At 71.0% G+C, this 19,998-nt stretch carries 14 protein-coding genes; 5 read left to right on the forward strand and 9 right to left on the reverse strand.

Annotated features, from left to right (window positions below; genetic code table 11):
• Nucleotides 1-42 precede the first annotated feature (42 nt).
• From ACWF41_RS03565 to ACWF41_RS03575, 3 genes are all read left to right on the forward strand, one after another.
• The gene (locus ACWF41_RS03565) at nt 43-1,215 is read left to right on the forward strand and encodes a sensor histidine kinase (protein WP_380319076.1); all 1,173 of its coding nucleotides are present in this window, start codon (nt 43-45) and stop codon (nt 1,213-1,215) included.
• Nucleotides 1,208-1,948, forward strand: coding sequence for a response regulator (locus tag ACWF41_RS03570; RefSeq protein ID WP_380319073.1), 741 nt, complete (start codon nt 1,208-1,210; stop codon nt 1,946-1,948). The genes ACWF41_RS03565 and ACWF41_RS03570 overlap by 8 nt, the downstream gene beginning before the upstream one ends.
• 82 nt (nt 1,949-2,030) lie before the next feature.
• Nucleotides 2,031-2,843, forward strand: coding sequence for a CPBP family intramembrane glutamic endopeptidase (locus tag ACWF41_RS03575; RefSeq protein ID WP_380319070.1), 813 nt, complete (start codon nt 2,031-2,033; stop codon nt 2,841-2,843).
• On the opposite strand, the gene ACWF41_RS03580 is transcribed toward ACWF41_RS03575, so the two are convergent.
• Nucleotides 2,812-4,131, reverse strand: coding sequence for a threonine/serine exporter family protein (locus tag ACWF41_RS03580; protein WP_380319067.1), 1,320 nt, complete (start codon nt 4,129-4,131; stop codon nt 2,812-2,814). The genes ACWF41_RS03575 and ACWF41_RS03580 overlap by 32 nt on opposite strands.
• Before the next feature lie 79 nt (nt 4,132-4,210).
• Nucleotides 4,211-6,040, reverse strand: coding sequence for a galactose-binding domain-containing protein (locus ACWF41_RS03585; protein ID WP_380319064.1), 1,830 nt, complete (start codon nt 6,038-6,040; stop codon nt 4,211-4,213).
• A gap of 312 nt (nt 6,041-6,352) precedes the next feature.
• Between ACWF41_RS03585 and ACWF41_RS03590 the strand changes: the two genes are divergently transcribed.
• Nucleotides 6,353-8,344 carry an FG-GAP-like repeat-containing protein gene (locus ACWF41_RS03590; RefSeq protein ID WP_380319061.1) on the forward strand — a complete coding sequence of 664 codons (1,992 nt, stop codon included), beginning with the start codon at nt 6,353-6,355 and terminating at the stop codon, nt 8,342-8,344.
• A 40-nt stretch (nt 8,345-8,384) separates the two neighbouring features.
• Here ACWF41_RS03590 and ACWF41_RS03595 read toward each other — a convergent pair whose 3' ends face one another.
• From ACWF41_RS03595 to ACWF41_RS03625, 7 genes are all read right to left on the reverse strand, one after another.
• Nucleotides 8,385-8,918, reverse strand: coding sequence for a GNAT family N-acetyltransferase (locus ACWF41_RS03595; protein WP_380319058.1), 534 nt, complete (start codon nt 8,916-8,918; stop codon nt 8,385-8,387).
• A gap of 48 nt (nt 8,919-8,966) precedes the next feature.
• Nucleotides 8,967-9,305, reverse strand: a complete 339-nt coding sequence (locus tag ACWF41_RS03600; protein ID WP_380319055.1) for a hypothetical protein — start codon at nt 9,303-9,305, stop codon at nt 8,967-8,969.
• 46 nt (nt 9,306-9,351) lie between these two features.
• On the reverse strand, nt 9,352-9,561 hold the full coding sequence (locus tag ACWF41_RS03605) for a hypothetical protein (RefSeq protein ID WP_380319052.1): 210 nt from the start codon (nt 9,559-9,561) through the stop codon (nt 9,352-9,354).
• A gap of 174 nt (nt 9,562-9,735) precedes the next feature.
• Nucleotides 9,736-10,776 (reverse strand): PIN domain-containing protein, encoded by a 1,041-nt coding sequence (locus ACWF41_RS03610; protein ID WP_380319049.1) that lies wholly within the window; start codon nt 10,774-10,776, stop codon nt 9,736-9,738.
• A 3-nt stretch (nt 10,777-10,779) separates the two neighbouring features.
• Nucleotides 10,780-11,232 carry a helix-turn-helix domain-containing protein gene (locus ACWF41_RS03615; protein ID WP_380319046.1) on the reverse strand — a complete coding sequence of 151 codons (453 nt, stop codon included), beginning with the start codon at nt 11,230-11,232 and terminating at the stop codon, nt 10,780-10,782.
• Between the two features lie 563 nt (nt 11,233-11,795).
• A complete protein-coding gene (locus ACWF41_RS03620; protein WP_380346838.1) occupies nt 11,796-15,527 on the reverse strand; it encodes a YobI family P-loop NTPase in 3,732 nt (1,243 codons plus the stop codon).
• Nucleotides 15,528-15,871: 344 nt separating this feature from the next.
• On the reverse strand, nt 15,872-18,229 hold the full coding sequence (locus tag ACWF41_RS03625; RefSeq protein WP_380324563.1) for a replicative DNA helicase: 2,358 nt from the start codon (nt 18,227-18,229) through the stop codon (nt 15,872-15,874).
• Between the two features lie 433 nt (nt 18,230-18,662).
• Here ACWF41_RS03625 and ACWF41_RS03630 point away from each other — a divergent pair, with 433 nt between their 5' ends.
• Nucleotides 18,663-19,967, forward strand: coding sequence for an MATE family efflux transporter (locus ACWF41_RS03630; RefSeq protein ID WP_380324566.1), 1,305 nt, complete (start codon nt 18,663-18,665; stop codon nt 19,965-19,967).
• Nucleotides 19,968-19,998: the final 31 nt, after the last annotated feature.

Below are 19,998 nucleotides of genomic sequence, written 5' to 3' on the forward strand. Positions count from 1 at the left end.
GGGTCGACCTCCACCGGTCGCGCGCCTTCTAGGCTGGCCCGCGTGTGGTCGCACGCGAGGCCGGCGTCGGCCGGGGTCCGGGACACCGCCGCCGCGGTGGCCTTCGCGGCGGTCTCGCTGGTCCCCGCGCTCGGCCCGTACGGCATGGTGATGGGCGACCTCCCGACGCGCGACGACGACGCGTGGCGGGTCGTCCTCGTCCTCGCTCAGACGCTCCCCCTGGCCGTCCGGCGTCGCCTGCCGGGGGCGTGCCTGGCGGTGGTCGGGACGACGTTCGCGCTCTCCCAGGTCCTGGCGTACGCGCCGTCGCCGGCAGGGCTCGGGCTGCTGTTCGCGCTCTACTCGGCCGGGGCATACCTGCGGCGGGGCCGCGTCGCCGTCGCGGTGGCCGCCGCCGTCGCCTTCGTCGCCCTCGCCGTCGTGCTCACCGCGCTCGGGTCGCCGGAACGGCCGTGGGAGCTCGCGACGTTCGGGCTCGTCCTGGCCGCGGCGTGGGGCGTGGGGGACCTCGTGCGGGCCCGCGCGGCGTCGGCGCGGTCGCGGGCCGAGCTCGCCGCCCGGGCCGCCGTCCTCGAGGAGCGCGCCCGGCTGGCCCGCGAGCTCCACGACGTCGTGAGCCATCACGTCACCGGCATGGTGGTGCAGGCGGACGCCGCTGCGTTCCTGCTCCCCGCGGAGGAGCGGGCCGTCCGCCCTCAGCTGGCGGGGATCGCGGACGCGGGCCGGCGCGCCCTCGACGACCTCCGCCGGCTGCTCGACGTCCTCGGCGCCGAGGAGCCCTCCCCCGGGCCGCCCGTCGGGTCGATCGCCGACCTCGCCGACGCCGCCCGCGGCACCGGCCTCGACGTCGAGCTGGTCGAGCACGGGACGCCCCGCGGGTCCGACGAGCTCCGCCTGACCGCCTACCGCGTCGTCCAGGAGGCGCTGACGAACGCCCGCAAGCACGCCCCGGGCGCGGCCGCCTGGGTGTCGGTGCGGTGGACGGGGCCGGACGCCCGCCTCGCCGTGGCCACGTCCGCCGCGCAGACACCCGGCGTGCTGCCCCGGATCCCGTCGTCCGGGCGGGGGATCCACGGCTTGCGCGCGCGGGTCGAGCACCTGGGCGGCACGCTGCGCGCGGGCCCCGCCGAGGACGGCGGCTTCCTCCTCGAGGCGAGCCTCCCGCTCGACCCCGCACGCCCACCCGCCCCACGAGCAGGAGACGACCGTGCCTGAACCGACCGACCTCGAACCTCCCGCGCCCGAGCCCGCCGCGCCCGGGCCCACCGCGCCGATCCGGGTCCTCGTCGTCGACGACCACGCCGTCATCCGCATCGGGTACGCCACGATCCTCGGCGCCCAACCGGGCATCGAGGTGGTCGGCGAGGCCGCCGACGGGCGCACCGCCGTCGACCTCGCCGCCCGCCTGCACCCCGACGTGGTCGTCATGGACGTGCGGATGCCCGTGCTCGACGGCATCGCCGCCACCCGGCTGCTCGCCGGGCCGGGCGTCGGAGGGCCGGGCGTCGCGCACCCGCCGCGGGTGCTCGTGGTGACCACCTTCAACCTGGACCGGCAGGTCTACGAGGCGCTGCGCGCCGGGGCCAGCGGGTTCCTCCTCAAGGACGCCGGGCCTGCCCAGCTCGTCGACGCGGTCCGCACCGTCGCCGCCGGCGAGGCGCTGCTCTCCCCCGCCGTCACGCAGGCGCTGCTGGGGCGCTTCGCCGAGCGCGTGCTGCCTGCCGCCACCGACGACCCCGGCGTCGCCGCCCTGACCCCGCGGGAGCGGGAGGTGCTGGTCGCGATCGCCGACGGCCTGTCCAACGCCGAGATCGCCGAGCGACTCGTCATCAGCCACGAGACCGTGAAGACGTACGTCTCGCGCATCCTGCTCAAGCTCGGCCTGCGCGACCGCGTCCAGGCCGTCGTCCACGCGTACCGGAGCGGGCTCGTGGCGCCCCGCCCCTGAGCCCGCGTCCCCCGTGCGAGGGACCCCGATCGCGCTCTCGCCCGTGATCCGCCGGGCATCGCCCGGTCCCTAGCGTCGAGGCATGACCTCCACCGCACCGCACCGCACCGTCCGGGAGTCCTCGTCGCGGATCGCCCGCATCCTCCGGCACCCGCTGGGCTGGCTCGCCGTCGGCCTTCTCGCGATCGCCGCCCCGTCCGCCCTCGCGGACGCCCCACCCGTGCCGGCGCTGCTCGGCGCGGGAGTCGCGCTCGCCGTCTACTGGGCCGTCATGCGCTTCGTCGCCCGCCGGCCGACGCCCGAGATCGCCCTGCGCGGCATGTGGCGCGACGTCCGTCTCGGGGCCGGCATCGGCGCCGCGTTCATCGCCGCCTCGCTCCTGGTCATCGTGGTGCTGGGCGGCTACCGGTTCACCCTCGACGGCGCCGCCGGCCTGGGCGCGCTCCCCGGCCTCGTCGCCGTCGCGCTCGCGGGGGCGCTCACCGAGGAGCTGATGATCCGGGGGCTGGTCCTCCAGGCCGTCGAGACACTCCGCGGCCCCCGCACCGCGCTCGTCGTCAGCGCCCTGCTCTTCGGGCTCCTCCACCTCGCCAACCCCGGCGCGACGGTCTGGAGCTCCGTGGCCGTGGCCGTCGAGGCCGGCGGGCTGATGGGCGCCGCGTTCCTGTGGCGGCGCAGCCTCTGGCTGGTCACCGCGCTGCACGCCACCTGGAACGGCCTCGAGCAGCTCGTCGGCATCCCCGTGTCCGGCCACGTCGCGCCCAGCCTGCTCGTCACCGTCCCGCACGGCCCGGCCCTGCTCACGGGCGGCGACTTCGGGCTCGAGGCGTCCGTCGTGCCCGTCGTCCTCAGCCTCGTCCTCATCACCTGCTTCCTGCGCCGGGCTCGTCGGTGACCGCGCCGGCGGGGCGCCCGCGCACGGTCGCGTCGGCGAGCAGGGCGCCGATCTTCACGCCCAGGCACAGGCTGACGAACGTCATCAGCGACGACTCGAGCGAGCCCAGGTCGGTGGACGCCAGCGCGACGAGGCCCACCGTGCCGGGGACGAGCAGCAGGAACGCCGGCTGGAACGTGGCCGCGCTGGGCAGGGCGACCATCCCCTGCTCGATGAGGCGCGCGGTCACGAAGAGCAGCGCCGCGGTCACGCCCGCCGCGACCTCCGGCCCGATCCACGGCGACAGCACGGACAGGAGCGCGAAGGTGCAGGTCATGACGCCCACGTTGAGCACGGTGAGGCGGCGCCCCGACCCGAACGCGAGGCCGACGCCGATCGCGAGCACCACCACGCCCGCCCACGACGCCCACTGCGGCGGGATCGCGAGCCACCCGCCCGCGTCCGCCGTCGTCGACCGCACGTCCCCGACCAGCGCGGCCGACGACGGGTCCAGCGTGAGCCCCGTGAGCGCGGAGCCCGCGGAGATGCCCACCGCCATCATGCCGAGCACGATGACGCCGTAGGCCAGCCGGCCCGCCCCCGTCACGATGTCGGACGCCGTGAGCTCCAGCAGCGCGTTCGTCACCAGCGCGCCCGGGACCAGCACGGCGACCGGGGCGCACACCGCGAACAGCGGCACCGGCCCGAGGTCGAGCGCCGACGCCACCGCGCCCACCCCCGTCGTCGACACCAGCGCCACGAGGAAGGGGACGACGGCGGTGGCGCCGTCGAGACGCCGCAGCAGCAGCGAGAGGATCCCGACCAGGGCGCCCGTGAGCACGCTGACCACGACCGCCCACCAGGGGCACCGGAAGACGACGGCGAGCCCCACCGCGACGGCCGCGCTGCCGAGCACCCACCCGGCCGACGCGTGCGGGCGGGCGAGCCGCCGGATCGCCTCGATGCGGTGGGCCGCCCCGTCCACGCGCACCGCGCCCGACTCCACCTCGCGGGCCAGGCGCCCGGCGTGCGCGGCCTGCCGGAACGACAGGTCGTCGCCCTGCGTCCCCACGAGGGTCACCTCGCCCGTGGCGTCCCGGCTGACGAGGACGACGTCGGGCAGGACGTCGAACCGCAGCCGTTCCTCCGCCGCGTCGGGCTGCTCGCGCTGGGCCCGCTCGAGGGAGAGGCGCACGTCGGTGACCGACAGGCCCGCCTCCAGCAGCAGCGCACCCAGCTGCCCGAAGGCGTACGCGCCCCCGGTGCCCTGGCTCTCACCGTGCCACGCGCGTCCGCTCCCTCGCCCCACGACCGCCATTCCTACCCGGTCGCGGCGCCCGTGTCTCGCCGGGCTTCTCGCCGGGCCCGGTCACCGCGACCGGTCGCGGTCAGCTCGCGGCGTTCACCGTCTCCAGCGCGTCCTTGTACCCCTCGAGATCGGCCCACGTCGCGCCCTCGGCGAGGCGCGCGGCCTCGGTGGCGTGCAGCAGGTCGCCGACCGTCCCGGCGCCGTCGGCCGGGTCGTCGAGGGCGATCTGGTCGTCGAGGGCGAGCGCGCCCGTGGCGACGTTGAGCCACGCGGCGAGCAGCTGCCGGTCGAGGGTGTCGACCTGCGCGTCGTGGTTCGCCGCCCACAGCACCTGGAGGGCGTCGTCCGTCGTGCCCAGGTCGACCGCCTCGGCGAACACGGCGCTCTGCGCGCGCGTCGTCGACAGGTAGCAGGCCAGCTCGTCGGCGGTGTGCTCCGCGTCCTTGACCTCCCGGTACTCCGACGACCAGTAGCCAGCCCCGCGGGTCACGGGCTCCGGCGCCGCCTGGCCGGCCGGCGCGCCGAACACCTCGAGCTCGTAGATCGAGAAACCCCACTGCGTCGCGCGCTCCGTCGCGAGCAGGCGCACGTACCGGCCCGTGCCCGCGACGTCCAGCTCGTCGACGAAGCCGTCGCCGTCGGTCACGGTGCGCACCGTGGTCCAGGTCTCACCGTCCGGCGACGTCTGGATCTCGTAGCCCGACGCGTACGCCGTCTCCCAGTCGATCCGGACGCGGCTCAGGTCGTAGGACGCGCCCAGGTCCACGGCGATCCACTCCGGCTGGCTCCACCCGCTGCCCCACCGGGTGCCGGCGTTGCCGTCCACCGCCATCTCGCCGGTGCGCGACGGGTCGTCGATGCTGGACACCGTCACCGGCCGGCCCAGCGCGAGCGACTGCTGGCCGTCGTCGGTGCACTCGTCCGCCTGCTCCTCGGACTGGAAGCAGCGCAGGTACCGGTAGGACTGCGCGGACGTCTCGAACGACGGCGCGTTGTCCCACTCGTACGTGTAGTAGTGCACGTACGGCTCGGCGGCGGCGATGATCGCCGGGAGATCGAGGTCGCCGGTACCGAGCGCGACCTGGCGCATGTCGCCCTCCGCGTTCACGTTCACGGCGTCCTTGACGTGCAGGAGCTCGATGCGGTCCCCGTACTCCTCGATCCACGACGGGACGTCGATGCCGGCGTCCGCGGCCCAGCCGACGTCGAGCTCGAACGTGACGTACCGCGGGTCGGTGTTCTCCTCGATGACCTGCCAGGCGCTGACCATCTCGCCCGTCTCCGGGTCCGGGTACCGCGTGGTGAACTCGCTCTGGTGGTTGTGCAGCACCAGCTTGTTCGCGCCGTTCTCGTGCGCGTAGCGGCCGAGCTCGTCGGCGTACCGCGCGGTCGCGACGGCCTCCTCGTAGGTGCCGTAGCCGCCCGCCATCCCGCCGGACCCGATGTAGTCCTGGCCCAGCGCGACGGCGTTGGCGACCGTCGCCGGCCACGAGTCCCGGTCCGTGCTGCCGTGGCTGTTGGACACCTCGAGGCCGTGCTTGTCGAGGATGGCCTGGTACTCGTCCACGGGCATCGAGTACGGGTGGTTGTACGGCTCGACGTTCGTGAAACCGGCGTTCGCCACCTCCCCGAGCACCCGGTCGAGGGTCTCCGCCGACGGCGTCCCGGAATACCCCAGCTCGCCCACGTGCGTGTACAGCTGGATCGAGATCTTGGAGTCGGGCAGCCCGTCGCCCTCGCCGCACGTCGACGGCGCTGCCGCGGTCGGCGTCGTGGCCGACGTGAGGGCCGCAACGGTGGCGGGTGCGGCGACCGCCGGGGCCGTGGCGAGCGCGCTCGCGAGGAGAGCTCCGCCCGTGAGTGCGGCGCCGAGGCGACGCGCGCGTGGGGATTCGAATGAGGTCTGCATGGGTGCTCCGATGGACGACGGTGTCGATCTGCGGCGACGGCCATGCGACTTCTGCCGCCAACTATGCAAAAGGAGTCTGTCGGCCGTCCGATGGAGTGTCAAGAGTGGGCCACGGCGGGCTGCGCCGCCGAAGCGTTGAGCGACGGGGGTTTTGTCCGCTAAGTTCTCGACCGCTCGCTGCGGCACGGTGTCGTGCCTCGCTCCCGACGTCGTCGGGACGGGCGACCCCGGTGCGATGACGACGAGGAGTGGTGCCCCATGGTCCGCGAGATGTCAGGGCGACGCCCCTCCCACCACCCGGGTGCACGACTGGTGCGGTTCCTCTGCGGTGTCACCGCCACCCTCCTCGTCCTGGCCGGCGTCGCCCCGGTCGCCACGGCGGCGAAGCCCGTCGGGCCGCCCGCGGGGGTGCAGGCGCACGCGCTGGAGCCCACGGCCGTGGAGGTCGCGTGGGCGCCGGTCGCGGGGGCCGACGGGTATCGGCTCGCCCGATCGACCACCTCCGGCGGCCCGTACCTCACGGTGGCGTCGGTCGACGCCGCGAGGACGACCTACACGGACTCGGGCCTGACGCCGGCCACGACCTACTACTACGTCGTGGAGACCCGGTCGGGGTGGTCCAAGTACTCGCGCCCCTCGGCCGAGGCCGTGGCCTCGACCCCCGAGGCGATCGACGCCCCGACCGGCCTGGCAGCGACCAGCACGGGCACGACCATGGAGCTCACCTGGACCCCCGGCGCGGGCGCTGAGCACTACGAGGTGCTCCGCGCCGCGGGTGCCGAGGAGAAGGTCTCCCTGGGCACGACCACGGCCTCCAGCTTCAGGGACGCGGACATCGTGCCGGGGCACTGGTACACCTACACGGTGCGGTCCGTGCGCGGGATCGCGGTCGCCGACTCGGCCGAGCTGTACGTGGCGGCGGGGACGCCGACGACGACGGAGCTCACGGTGTCCCCGGCCGTCACGGAGGAGGGTCAGCGCGTCGTCCTGTCCGCCCACGTGAGCCTGCCCGGCCAGGACGACGTCCTCTTCGAGGGGGCCGTCGAGTTCACGCTCGACGGCGCGTACGTGGGGCGCGTCGACATCGACTACCGGGACCACGACGCCATGTTCCAGCTGACCGACCTGACGGCCGGCCCGCACGTCTTCCGGGCGCAGTACCGCGGCGGCACCTGGGAGAGCACCGGTGCGAGCGCGTCGGCGCCGGTCGATCACGACGTCGTCTCCGCCTGGGGTGACGTGGACTTCGGTTCGCCCCAGGTGCATGCGTTCGGCACCGGCTCCGACCCGACCAGCGTCGCCGTCGCCGACGTCACCGGAGACGGTCTCGACGACGTCCTCCTGACCACGCGCGGCTACGCCAGCGAGGAGGACGACGCCCGGTTCAAGCTCGCGATCTTCGCCCAGCAGCCCGACGGCACCCTCGCCGTCCCCACCGTGCTGCCGTCCCACGGCGGCACTTTCGCCGCCACGATGCGCACCGCCGCCGGTGACTTCGACGCGGACGGCGACGTCGACGTCGCGGTCGCCGGGAACCTCGGCGTCGACATCTACCTCCAGGACGGCGGGGCGCTCGGTGCACCGACCCTGCTCGCCACCCCCGAGGCGACGAACGACATCGTCGCCACCGACCTCGACGGCGACGGCCGGAGCGACCTCGTGGTCACAGACGCCACCCCGCGCACCGTCGCCTACCTGGACGTCGCGTCCGGCGCCACGGACCCGGTCGTCGTCTCCCCGACTGTCGGCGGGCTGGTCGACACCGGCGACGTCAACGGCGACGGCCGCACCGACGTCGTCGGCAACACCACCCACGACGTGCTGGTGTACGCCCAGGATGCCGACGGCGGCTTCTCCGAGGAGACCCGCATCGCCGACGTGCCCGACCTGAGCTCGATCGCCGTCGGCGACGTCACGGGTGACGGGCGGGCCGACATCGCGGCGACCCGCGCCACCAACAGCCCCTACGCCGGCGCGTCGGTGTACCCGCAGACGGGGGCGAGCACGATCGGCGCTCCCGTCCTGCACGGCCTGGTGGACATGCCCGAGCCGCTCACGCTCGTCGACGTCGACGGCGACGGCCGGCGCGACCTCGTCACCGTGCACGGGGGCTGGAACACGGCCAGCGTCCTCCTCCAGCGCCCGGACGGGCTGCTGGGCCGCGCGCAGACCGCGCGGATCCCCAACGCGACGAGGCACTACGACAACCGTGGGATCGCCGTCGGCGACGTCACCGGCGACGGGAAGCCCGACCTCGTGATCGCCGACTACCTCCGCGGCTTGGTCGTCGTGCCCCAGTCCTGACGAGAGCGAGCCTTCGCCAGGCGCTCCTTCCTCTCCGTACCTACCACGCCGCGGTCAGCGACCGCACGAACAGGACGTTGGTCTCGTCGTAGTAGTCCTCGGTGAGGCCGCGGTCCTCCATGCCGAGGCGGACGCAGACCCGCTGCGAGGCCTCGTTGCGCGGGTCGGTCACGGCGATGACCGAGGTCAGGCCGCGTCGTCCGGCGTCCACAAGGACTGCGGCCGCCGCCTCGGTGGCGTACCCGCGACCCTGCGCGTCCGGGTGCAGGTGCCAGCCGATCTCCACCGGGGCGTCGCCCGTGACGCCCCGCGTGAGGGGGGCCGGCTTGAGCAGCAGGTTGCCCAGGAGCGCGCCGGTCTCCGTGTCCGCCACGGCCCAGATCCCGTGCACGGGATGGTCCAGCGCACGACGGCGCGCGATCGACGCGAGCGCCTCGTCCCGCGACGTCATCTGCCGCGCCTGCGGACCGAGGAACCGCACCGTCTCCCAGCGGGCCTCGAGGTCCAGCAGGAAGTCCGCGTCGTGGTCCGCCCAGGGGCGCAGGGTCAGTCGTGCGCTCGTGATGGTCCGCATGCCGGCCAGTATGGATGCCCCGAGCACGAACGACGATCGCTGCGACGCTCACACCGCCAGGTCGGGCTCCACCGAGGTGACGACCTTGCCGGCCGCCCGGGCGTACGCGACCTCGCGGCGAGTCGCCGCCCCGACGTAGCCGCCCGCGCTGACCACGCGCACCTCGTCCGCGAGGTCGATCCGCCGCAGGTGCAGCTCGCCCAGCGCCTCGCGCCGGGCCGGCGTCAGCGCCTCGTCGACCGCCTCGGGCGCGAGCACGATGACGCCTCGGGCGGTCAGCCGGCGCCGCTCCGCCTCGAACAGGTCGCGGAAGCGCAGCGACCCGCACAGGCACACCACCCGGGGCCGACCGGCGACGCTCCTGCCCGTCGGCGACACCTCGCTCATCACGTCGCGGGATGGAACGACGTCGGCGCGGTCGGGCCGACGACGGTCACGGACGAACGCCGTGGGGCGAGGCGGGCACGTCCGCCTGTGCGGTGCAGCTGAGGCAGTACACGGTCGTCCGGATCACCTCGCCGCCCCTGAACTTCTGGCCTAGCTCCACCGTCGGATCGTCGGAGTCGCACACCGGGCACCACCACGGGCCGGGATCGCCGTCGTGCACGGCGAGGAAGATGCGGCTCCACGGGTCGTCGGTCATGACCGGGGAATATATCGGCCGGCCAGGCCCTCAGGGAGCTGCTGCACAGAAGGTCGACCACCTGCGTGATGGTGCTTGCAGGTGTCGACATGCAGCGCGGACACGGCCGCTGTGGTTTGCGTGATCTCGGGCGTGTCGCCCGGATCGCGACATGGAGGTTCCGGCTCGGGCGGGCTACGCGTTGGAACCGATGACCTCGGCGTAGGAGGGGTACCGGTTGCGTGACAAGCCCCAGGCGCGCCACCAGCCGTCATCACACCGGACGAGCGTCAGCACGTGCGCCTCTGGCAGAACGGCGTCCGCGAACACCTGCGCGCTGCTTGCCGTCGGCGGAATGAAGCGGACGTGAGCAACCAGCTCGGGGTGCTCATCGTTCTGGTCGACACGCTGTGCCATCGACCATCCGTCAAGATCGGCGCGGGCCTGACGGAAGTCATCCCATGCCGGCGGGTGCAAGGTGAGGCTGTCGAGCGCCATCCGGTACCGGTCGATGTCGAGCAGGGCCTTCCACCACAGAAACGCCGCGCCGAGTGGCACTGACGGGCTGGGTTCACCCTCAGGGAAGAACGCGGCGAACGCCTCGGCGGCGGTACGCGCCTCGAGCGGCAACGGAAGCTCGCGGGGCCACGCCGGCCAACGTCCCGCAGACGTGTCGGCCCGAGACCCTTGAGTCAGCGACTCCGCCACCTCCGCGAACTTCGGGACCGTAGGCCTGAACGCCTGGAAGAACTCGGCGACGGACAACGACGGGTCGGTGTAGTCGCTGTGCTGCTCACGCAGGCACTCGAGCACCGCCTTCGCGTCGAGGTCGAGCTGGTCGAGCAGGAAGGCGTCAGGATGAACTGCCTCGATCTCGTACCTCTCCATCGAGGCGATCGGAAAGTCCTTCAGGTTCGCGGTCACGATCACGCTCGCCCCGGACCTGACGGCCGCCGCCAGTACGTGTCGGTCCTTCGGGTCGTTGGTCATGGCGGGGATCAGGTCCTCGTATCCCTCGATGAGCGCTTCGGGGAAAGCGCGGCTCATCTGCCGGATCCGGTGGCGCGCCTTCGCCGGAGCGAGCCCACGCTTGTCGATCAGGGTGCGCTCAACCTCGTCCAAGATCTGCAGCGTCCACAGCGGCCGGAACATGCCCGTATCGGCCAGCCGGAGAAGCGTGTCGAACAGCGGGTGAGGGACCAGGACGCATGCGTCCAGAACGACTGGGAACGACATCTGTCAACGAGTCGCGTCGAAGCCGTCGCCGCCGGCTCCGTCAGCCGTGGCCTCGCGAGAGAGCTCGGCCAAGACCTCTCGCCGCTCGCGCCTCGACCGCTGTTGATACTCGACCAGATCCGAGAGTCGCACTCGGCGGTGCCGACCAGGGCGTGTAAACGGAACATCCCCGTCCTCCAGGAGCCGCACCAGCGTCGGCCGCGAGATGCCGAGGAAGTCCGCGGCGGCCTGGGTCGTCATCACCGTGTCATGAGGAGCAAGGGTGACAGCCTGGCCGTGAGCCATCGCGCGCACCGCATCGCGCAGCACCACGAACACCTCGACGGGTAGCTCGATCTGCGACCCGTCCGGACCCACGAGTGCAGACGAGCCAGCCTCTTCAAGCACCGCCGACAGATCCGACAGTGTGGAGCCGGCCGCCGGGGGCAGCACGGTGTGCTCTATGACGACGCTCATGCCGCCAGCCTAACTCGAAAAAAACGAAAGCAGAGGGCTCGGGGGGACGCCGGCAGCCCCACGGATCAAGTCCGAGGCGAGCACCACGAGGCGAACAGCCCTGCGAGTCGACCGCTGACGACACGGACGTCCGCGTCGAATTCCTCATAGGTCAGCCCGGCTACGGCTTCGACGATGGGGGCCTGGTCTTCGGCTGCCTTGTCAAAAGTGGACCGATCTGCAATCTGGGCTGTACAACGACAGCAGGACTGTCGACGTGCAGCGCAGATTGCACGGACACGCCGCTCTACCTTGCACGACTGCGGGCGTGTCGCAGGGCTTGCGCAAGATAGGTTGCATCATGCCTGGTCAGCGGCTGCCGCTGTCGATGACTTCCTGGTGCGCGCAAGCTGGTCGGACAGGATCTGCACGGCGCGGCCGCCGGCCATGAGTCCGTAGAGGTAGGCACGCCAGGCAGACCTGTTCGCGGACCGGCTGCCCTCCACCCTGCTCCCACTCCTGCTGGACTCGCGCGCCCAGATCGAGCGCGACTTCGCCGAGGTAGATCTGGTCTAGGCATCCGGCTAGCGCAGGAGCACGACCAACTTCGCTCCCTTGGTCTTGAACGTCTGCGCCTTGACCTCCCGGATCGTGTCGCCGACGAGGCGGTCTAGGACGTACCGGTGGGCGGGCGTGACGGCAAATGTAGGCCGCCCGCTGCCACCCTGGCCCACCCGGCGGTAGTCGCCTCCCAGATCCACCAACAGCGCCTTGAGGTCGTCGTTCGACAGATCCGCTCCCCGCGCCTGGATGAGCCGGAGGAGTTGGGTCGCGTTGGCACCAGCGGCCCTGAGCGCTTCGAGACTGCGGTAGCCGAGGCGCCATCCCTTGTCGATGAGGGCATCGGCGATCGCACGCACCTGTGTGCCGTTCGCGCCGGCGAGGAACTCTGGCAGGCGCCGGACGACGGCAAGTCGGACGGACCCATCGATCGTGGCGCTGCGGATAAAGCGTGGCAGCACGCCGGGAGGCAGGATCGCGGAAGAAACGAATGTCGCGTACTTCCTCGATGCGGCGATCGCGGCCTCGTGCGCTGCCCAGTCGGTGAGGATGCCGGCGGCGAAGGTCGCGCTGTCGTCGGCTAGGAGGCGCTTGCGCAGGAGTTTCGCGACGAGGTCGCTAGCCTCCGGCTCGAGGTCTGTGGCGGGGACCGCTCCGGGCTTGAGGCTTGCGGCGAGCGAGACGCGCGTCGTCGGCGAAGAGATGAGCTCGCCTGCGTTCAGGACGGTGACGGCGAGTTCGATTCGGTCGTCGAGCGACTGGCCGTCGGCATCGGTGATCTTCTTGTGTTTTGTAAGCAGCGCGGAGATCGAGCGGTCGATGCCGTGGTGCTTGAGGTAATTGGTTGTGTTGGTCCAGGTTGGGTCAGTACGTCGGCTTGAGCAGAGCTCGGGCCAGGCCGCCGGGTCGACATCCCCAAGGTTCGGTACGCGGCACTCGGGTTCGCAGCGGCTGACGAAGGCGTGGATGTTCTGGGTGTCGTTCTGCTTGGCGATGTCGTTGAGTACCGCGGCAAATCTCTCGGTACTCGCGATCACGTCGATGTGCTCGACCGTGTCGACGAGTAGGAGATAGTCCGAGAGCCGGTCGAGTACGTACTGGTAGGCGTGTGTGCTGGTCGTCTGGACGATGTCGAGTGCGATCTTGCCTTCCGGCACGAGGATCCGGAGGTTTTCCTCGGTGACTGGGTACAGCCGGAACTCAAGTGCGACATCGCGGGCTGCGGCGTTCAGTGGTTCGAGAGACTCGAGGCGCGCACCGCTGGCACGGGCGAGGCTCAGGACCGTGCGCGCCTGCTCTAGAGATTGCGGCCTGCAGATGACGGCGATCTCGCGGTACATGCCGGTGAGTACATGCCCGAGCTGGTGATCGACGTCGAAGTCGTCGTTCGGGATGGACCGCAGCACCGCGTCGAGCAGCGCTGGTCGGTCGTCCGGGTCGATGGGCGCGTCGAGTGCGGCGTAGCGGACGACGCCCTTCCAGTGCGGGGACATCAGGGCCAACAAGGTTCCGGGGTGGCTCCCTTGCTGGATGTATGTGTGGAGGAAGTCGTCGTCGCTGTCCCCACGGCGCGACAGTTGGCGGGCGACCCGTGCCGCGGCCTGCGGGCGTTGGGCCAACAAGTAGTCGAGGATGCTGACGTTGTAGATGCTGGCGTCGCTGAACAGGGCGGCATCGTCCCTCTTGTCCGCGCCCTGCTCACGCAGGATCTGCTCAACATCGATCGAGCTGAGCGTGAAGGTCGCGTCGGGCTCGCCCGGCTCGATACAGCGGCGGATGTACTCCAGCGCATCGCGTCCCAGGTGGTTGCCGTAGTAGCTCGACGCGTACAGCGCGAAGTGAGACGTGAGGAATCCGTGACGAACGAGCTCGCGGGCCAAGTCCGAGTGAAGGACCGCGTCGACGACCGCGTCGAACGTCTGCTCTCCGTCGAGTTCCCGGCCGGAGGAGTCGGTGAGCTCGAGGGAGGAGGCGTCAAGGCGGAATTCTGTTCGCGCGCAGAGGCCCTCCCAGACATGGTGGCGCAAGAAGCGTAGGTTCGCCTCAGCGTCCTCGATCTGCGCGGTGAGTTTCTCCTCATCGCGGGTATCCCACTCGTGTTGGTCGATGGGCACCCCGAGAAGCCCCGCGAGCTGGTCCTGACTGAATGACAATGTGACCGATCCGGAGCGGTACGCCTTCAAAATGATCTGCTGGCGGGCTCCGTCCGCGATCGTCGCCCACGTCTGAACTTCTTGCACGTTGTCGTCTGTTGCGGGCCCGGCGAGCTCTGCTGACCCGGAGGTGGAGCCCTCGGCAGCACCCTCGTGCAGCGTCTCGGAGAAGGCCGTAAGGAGCCGTCCAAGGCTGGCCGCGCGTGCATCCCTCGTCGCGCTGAGGCGGCGGTCGCGCCGCAAGCGCACCAGCTCGTTCGACTGGGCGGTCAGATTGTGGCGGACGAGGTCGCGCCAGATCGAGTACAGCTGGTCGAGCGCGCTCTCGCGGTAGCGGATCTTCTCGAAATCCGTCAGGTGGGTGTTCTTGTACAGGACGACAGCAAATACGAGGTCGTCGGTGATGCCGGGGATGTGGTCGGCGGGGACCACCAGGCGGTTGCGATAGATCTCGAACTCGTTGCGGATGTTGCGGATCAAGCGCATGTCGGCGACGTGGCGTGCGGCAAGTCGGATGAGGGCGGGGTCAATCTCGAAGTCGGCGCTGGCCATGACGTCAGTCATCACGTCACGGGCGTTATCGGCGCTGACGAAAGGCACGACGGGGATGATGACATCGAAGAACTTTGTACGGTTCGCGCGCTTGAGTGTTGTCTTCGCCCGGTCGTTCTGATCACCCGGGCCTTCCTCAGTGCCGTCCTCTGATTCCCCGCCGATGTGGTCGAAGACGCTGTCACGGATCGCGTAGACGAAGACGATCCGGCGCCCGATCTGATCGGAACTGTTGAGCAGGCCGTTCAGCGCACGCAAGGTGTCGAAGACATGGACGTCCTCGAACCTGTCGATATCTTCGATGACGACGAGGTCCCGGCGGCTCGCCTGGAAGAAGTAGACGATCTCGTCGAGGTACTCGTCGAAGTACGAGTCGGACTGCCTGGACAGGGTGACGGTCGCTGGGCCGGTCTGGACCGAGGCGCTGACAGCCGGCCGGGCGCGGACGACCAGCAGAACAGCCCAGACGAGTGCAACGGAGAGGCCGAGCAGCAGCAGGTAGGCGACGATCTGGCGCCAGAGCGTCGGGAGAAGGGACTCGACCATCGGCTGCAGCAGACCAAGACCGAACAAGACGACGAAGACCGCCGTTCCGGTGCCCACGGCGATCGACCGGTCACGCCGCGTGCTCGGCACGCTGACTCGGCGAAATCGCGAGTGTGGGACCTTCTCGGGCGGAAGGCGGTACAGCAACTGCTTGACGATCTCCTTCTGGATCTGATTCGTGCGCGCATGGCGACCGGTTGACGCCTCGCCCATCGCGTTGTAGTCGTCGTCGTGCAACTCCGGGGCGATCGTCGACAAGGAGAGCTTGACAACGCGGGCCCCGTGCTCGCTATCGAGGTGTTCGAGCACGCTGCTCTTGCCCGTGCCGTACGCGCCGGTCAGGGCGACGTTGCGCACCCCATCTGCACCGATCGCCCGTTCGAGCAAGTCGTAGTAGACCCGGTGCCGGTCCGGATCGAAGCTAGGCGCGAGGGTCTGGATGGGAAGGTTCTGGCCTGGGCGCAAGCGAGGGCCTGGGGGCAGCGGCAGGACGTTTCCGGGCACACCAGGATCGTAGGGAAGCCACCCGACATCAGTCGCGAATCTCGCTACGGAGTTCGGGTGAAACGAAATCGCCACGAGATCGCGGGCCGGCGTCACGCCAAGTCGAGTGCCGACTCCAGGACAAGGAAGCCTCCGGTGGTCCGACACGACATGTGCACGGGGGCATGTCGAGACACTGCACCCACAGGCACCACAGGTCAGGTGTCACCTATCCGTGCAGCAGTCCCCACTACCCCGACCACGAGGGCGTTGAGCGCGTGGACCCCCACCACGAAACTCCCTCCAGGCGCTTGTAACAAAGGTGGAGCATTTTGCAATCTAGGCTGCACGTCAACAAGGACGCGTCAGGACTGCATGTCGACGAACCGTGAGTAGTGCCCCTGGAACGCGACGGTGATGGTGTCGGTGGGGCCGTTACGGTGCTTGGCGACGATCAGGTCCGCCTCGCCGGCGCGGGGGGACTCCTTCTCGTAGGCGTCCTCGCGGTGCAGCAGGATGACCATGTCGGCATCCTGCTCGATGCTGTTGTGGACGGCGATGCCGTTGGCGATGAAGTTGTGGGTGTCGAGCACGGTGGCGTCGAACACCTGCCTCTCACCGAGCGGCTCGATAGCGACGACCTCCTCCCAGAGCAGGTCGTTGACGGCATCGATCTCAAGGTCGTCCTCGTCCAGCACTCGGGAGATGGTCTGCAGGGCCGGGGCGCTTGCGCTGGTCCCCGAGGCCGACCTCGTCGCCAGCACGTCGCGAATCTCGTCCCAGATGGGTCGGGGCTCGGCGAGGTTGGTCCGGCCGGCAGTCCTGACCCGGCGAAGCAGATCGGCTGCGGAGTCGTCATGGCCCTCGATGCCGATCTCCTGGAGCAACCGCCGGACGCTGTCAGTCCCCGCGACGTCGAGCCGCCAGCCGGCCGCGCCCGTCCCAAGGATGCGGGCGGAGATACCGAAACGCAGCAGCAGACGTGCGGCGTCGTCGAGCAACCGTCGATCACCCGACCGCATCGACACACGACCGGTGCCCTCGTCCGAGTCGGCGACTACGACGTTGCCCATACGCGAGAAAAGTTCACGGACGAATAGTGCGATCTGGTTCTTCGGCAGATGGAACGCGGGCGTCGGGACGCGCGTCTCGACGTCGCAGCGAGCAGCGAGGAGCTCCGCCATCGCCACGACCTTCCGGTCGTCCCACTCCGCGTTGCGCTCCGGACCCGGCACGTGGCGCGGCACGCCGAGGCGCGACCCGACCTCGAGCTCGCCGAGCGGAGTCCAGCCCTCGTAGGTGAGGAACGGGTGGTTCGCCGTCGCCTCGATCTCCTTGCCCGAGGCCAGCCGCAGCCGGTACACCGGCTTCACACCGGTCGGGAACACGTGGGTCAGGTGGCGGCGCACGTACTGCAGCCGCTCGTTCAGTGCCCAAACCGGCACGTCCTTGGCGTTGAGCGCGAAGAGCTCGCCCATCGTCGTCTCCGCGCCGGTGTCTGCGCGGAGGATGCGCGTGTCCTCCGTGAGGCAGCCGGACTCACGAAGGTCCGACATCGCAGGCTTCTTGTCCTGCCGCTGCTCGGGACCACGGTTCAACTGCGACAGCGCGATGACGGGGACGCCGATCTCCTTCGCCAGCAGCTTGAGCGCGCGGGAGAACTCCGAGACCTCTTGCTGTCGAGACTCGACCTTCTTGCCGGAGGTCATGAGCTGCAGGTAGTCGATGACGACGAGCTTGAGGTCGTGCTTCTGCTTGAGCCGCCGGCACTTGGCGCGGATCTCGGTCAGCGACATGTTCGGCGAGTCGTCGATGAACATCGGCGCCTCGGAGACGCGGCCCATCACCTTGGCGACCTTCTGCCAGTCGTCCTCGCCCATGGAGCCGTTGCGCAGCTTCTGCAGGTGCACGCGCGCCTCCGCCGACAGCAGACGCATCGTGATCTCGTTGCGGCTCATCTCCAGCGAGAAGACCACGGACGACTGCCCGTGCTTGATCGACGCCGCCCGCGCGATGTCGATGGCCAGCGTCGACTTGCCCATGGCAGGTCGAGCGGCGATGACGATCATCTGCCCGGGATGCAGGCCGTTGGTGAGGCGGTCGAGGTCGGCGAAGCCGGTGGGCACGCCCACCATGCCCTCGCCGCGGTTCCCGGCGGCCTCGATCTCGTCCATGGTGCCGCCGATGATCTCGGCGAGCGGCAGGTAGTCCTCGGAGGTCTTGCGCTCGGTGACGGCGTAGATCTCGGCCTGCGCGGTGTTCACGATGCCCTCGACGTCGCCGCCGTCGGTGGCGTACCCGAGCTGCACGATCTTGGTGCCGGCCTCGACGAGGCGGCGCAGCACGGCCCGCTCCTGCACGATGCGCGCGTAGTAGCCGGCGTTGGCCGCGGTGGGGACGCCGGCCATGAGGTCGTGGATGTACGGGGCGCCGCCGATGCGGGTGAGCTCGCCCCGCTTGGTGAGCTCGGCGACGACCGTGATGGCGTCGGCGGGCTCGCCGCGACCGTAGAGGTCGATGATGGCGTCGTAGATCGCCTCGTGCGCGGGGCGGTAGAAGTCGTTGCCGCGGATCTGCTCGACGACGTCGGCGATCGCGTCCTTGGAGAGCAGCATGCCGCCGAGCACGCTCATCTCGGCGGCGACGTCCTGAGGAGGTGTGCGGTCGAAGGTGGCGCCGGAGGACGCCCCCTGATATCCCGCCTCGAGCTCCTCGATCGACATGCCCACCCCGCTCCCCCGCCGTCGCCGGCGTCCGGTCCGTCACCGGACATCGACTCCCGCTGTCAGGTCCACGTTCTACCGTGGGGCACTGACACCGCGGACGACGCTAGGCGCGCCCGCGACCCTGCGCAACGGCCGTTGTGGACACAGGTGTGGACCGACCTGTGGACAGGGTGGTCGAGCCTGTGCACGGGCGGTGGAAAGCCCTGTGCACAACTGGGGATATCGGCTGTGTACAACTTCTGGCGGGCCGCTGACCTGCGGCGTCGTTACCCTCAGGCTGTGGAGGAGAAGAAAGTTGGGTGACGTGCACCGCACCCCCGATCCGGACTCCGGACACCCCGGCGCCACCCCTCCTTCACCGACGCCTCCCGACGGTCACACGCCGGACGCCTCGCCCCGCGCCGCTGTCCACAGGGCCGACCGGCGCCGCATCGACCGCGACATCCTCGCCCTCGCGCTGCCCGCGCTGGGCGCCCTCGTCGCCGAGCCGCTGTTCGTCCTCGTCGACAGCGCGGTCGTCGGCCACCTCGGTACCGACCAGCTCGCCGGGCTGTCCGTCGCCTCCACGCTCCTCGTCACGCTCGTCGGCCTGTGCGTGTTCCTCGCGTACGCCACCACCGCCGCCGTCGCCCGGCTCGTCGGCGCGGGCCGCACCCGCGACGCGCTCCAGTCGGGCGTCGACGGCATGTGGCTCGCCCTCGGCCTCGGCGTCGCGCTCGCCGCGCTCCTCGCCGTCGGGGCGCACTGGGCCGTCGGCGCGATGGGCGCCGGCGCCGACATCGCCGGCTACGCCGCCGTCTACCTGCGCTGGTCGGTGATCGGGCTGCCCGGGATGCTCGTCGTCCTGGCGTCGACGGGCGTGCTGCGCGGCCTGCAGGACACGCGCACCCCCCTGTGGGTCGCGTCGACCGGCGCCGCCGTCAACGCGATCCTGTCCGTCGTCCTCGTGTACGGCGCGGGCCTGGGGATCGCCGGCTCGGCCATCGGCACCGCGGCTACGCAGCTCGCCATGGCCGCCGTGCTCACGGCGGTCGTGGTGCGCGGCGCCCGCCGGCACCACGCGTCCCTGCGGCCGCACCACGCGGGCATCTGGGCGAACGCCCGCGCGGGCGCGCCGCTCTTCGTGCGGACGGCGTCGCTGCGCCTCGCGATCCTCCTCACGGTCGCGGTGGCCACCAGCCTCGGGGCCACGGCCCTCGCGGGCTACCAGGTCGTCAACAGCCTGTGGGGGCTGGCCGCCTTCGCGCTCGACGCCCTCGCCATCGCCGGCCAGGCCCTGGTGGGCCACGGGCTCGGCTCGGGCGACGTCGGCCGCGTGCGCGCCGTGCTGCGCCGCTCGCTGCAGTGGGGCGTCGGCGCGGGCGTCGTCATCGGCGTCGTGTTCGCCGTCTCCGGGTGGTGGGTCGCCCCGCTGTTCACCGCCGACCACGACGTGCGGGTCGCGATCACCGCCGGCCTGGTCGTCACGGGCGTCCTCATGCCGATGGCGGGCTGGGTGTTCGTGCTCGACGGCGTCCTCATCGGCGCCGGCGACGGCCGGTTCCTGGCGTGGGCGGGCATGCTCACGCTCGTGGTCTACGTGCCCTTCGCCCTCGCGGTGCGAGCCTGGGCGCCGGACGGCGCGGTGGGCCTGGCGTGGCTGTGGGGCGCCTTCGCCGGCGTCTTCATGCTGGCCCGCGCCCTCACCACCGGGCTGCGGGCCCGCGGGGACCGGTGGATGGTCACGGGCGCGTGACGCCGACGGACCGCCGTGTGAACGCGGTGTG

The organism is Isoptericola sp. NPDC055063, assembly GCF_053608125.1.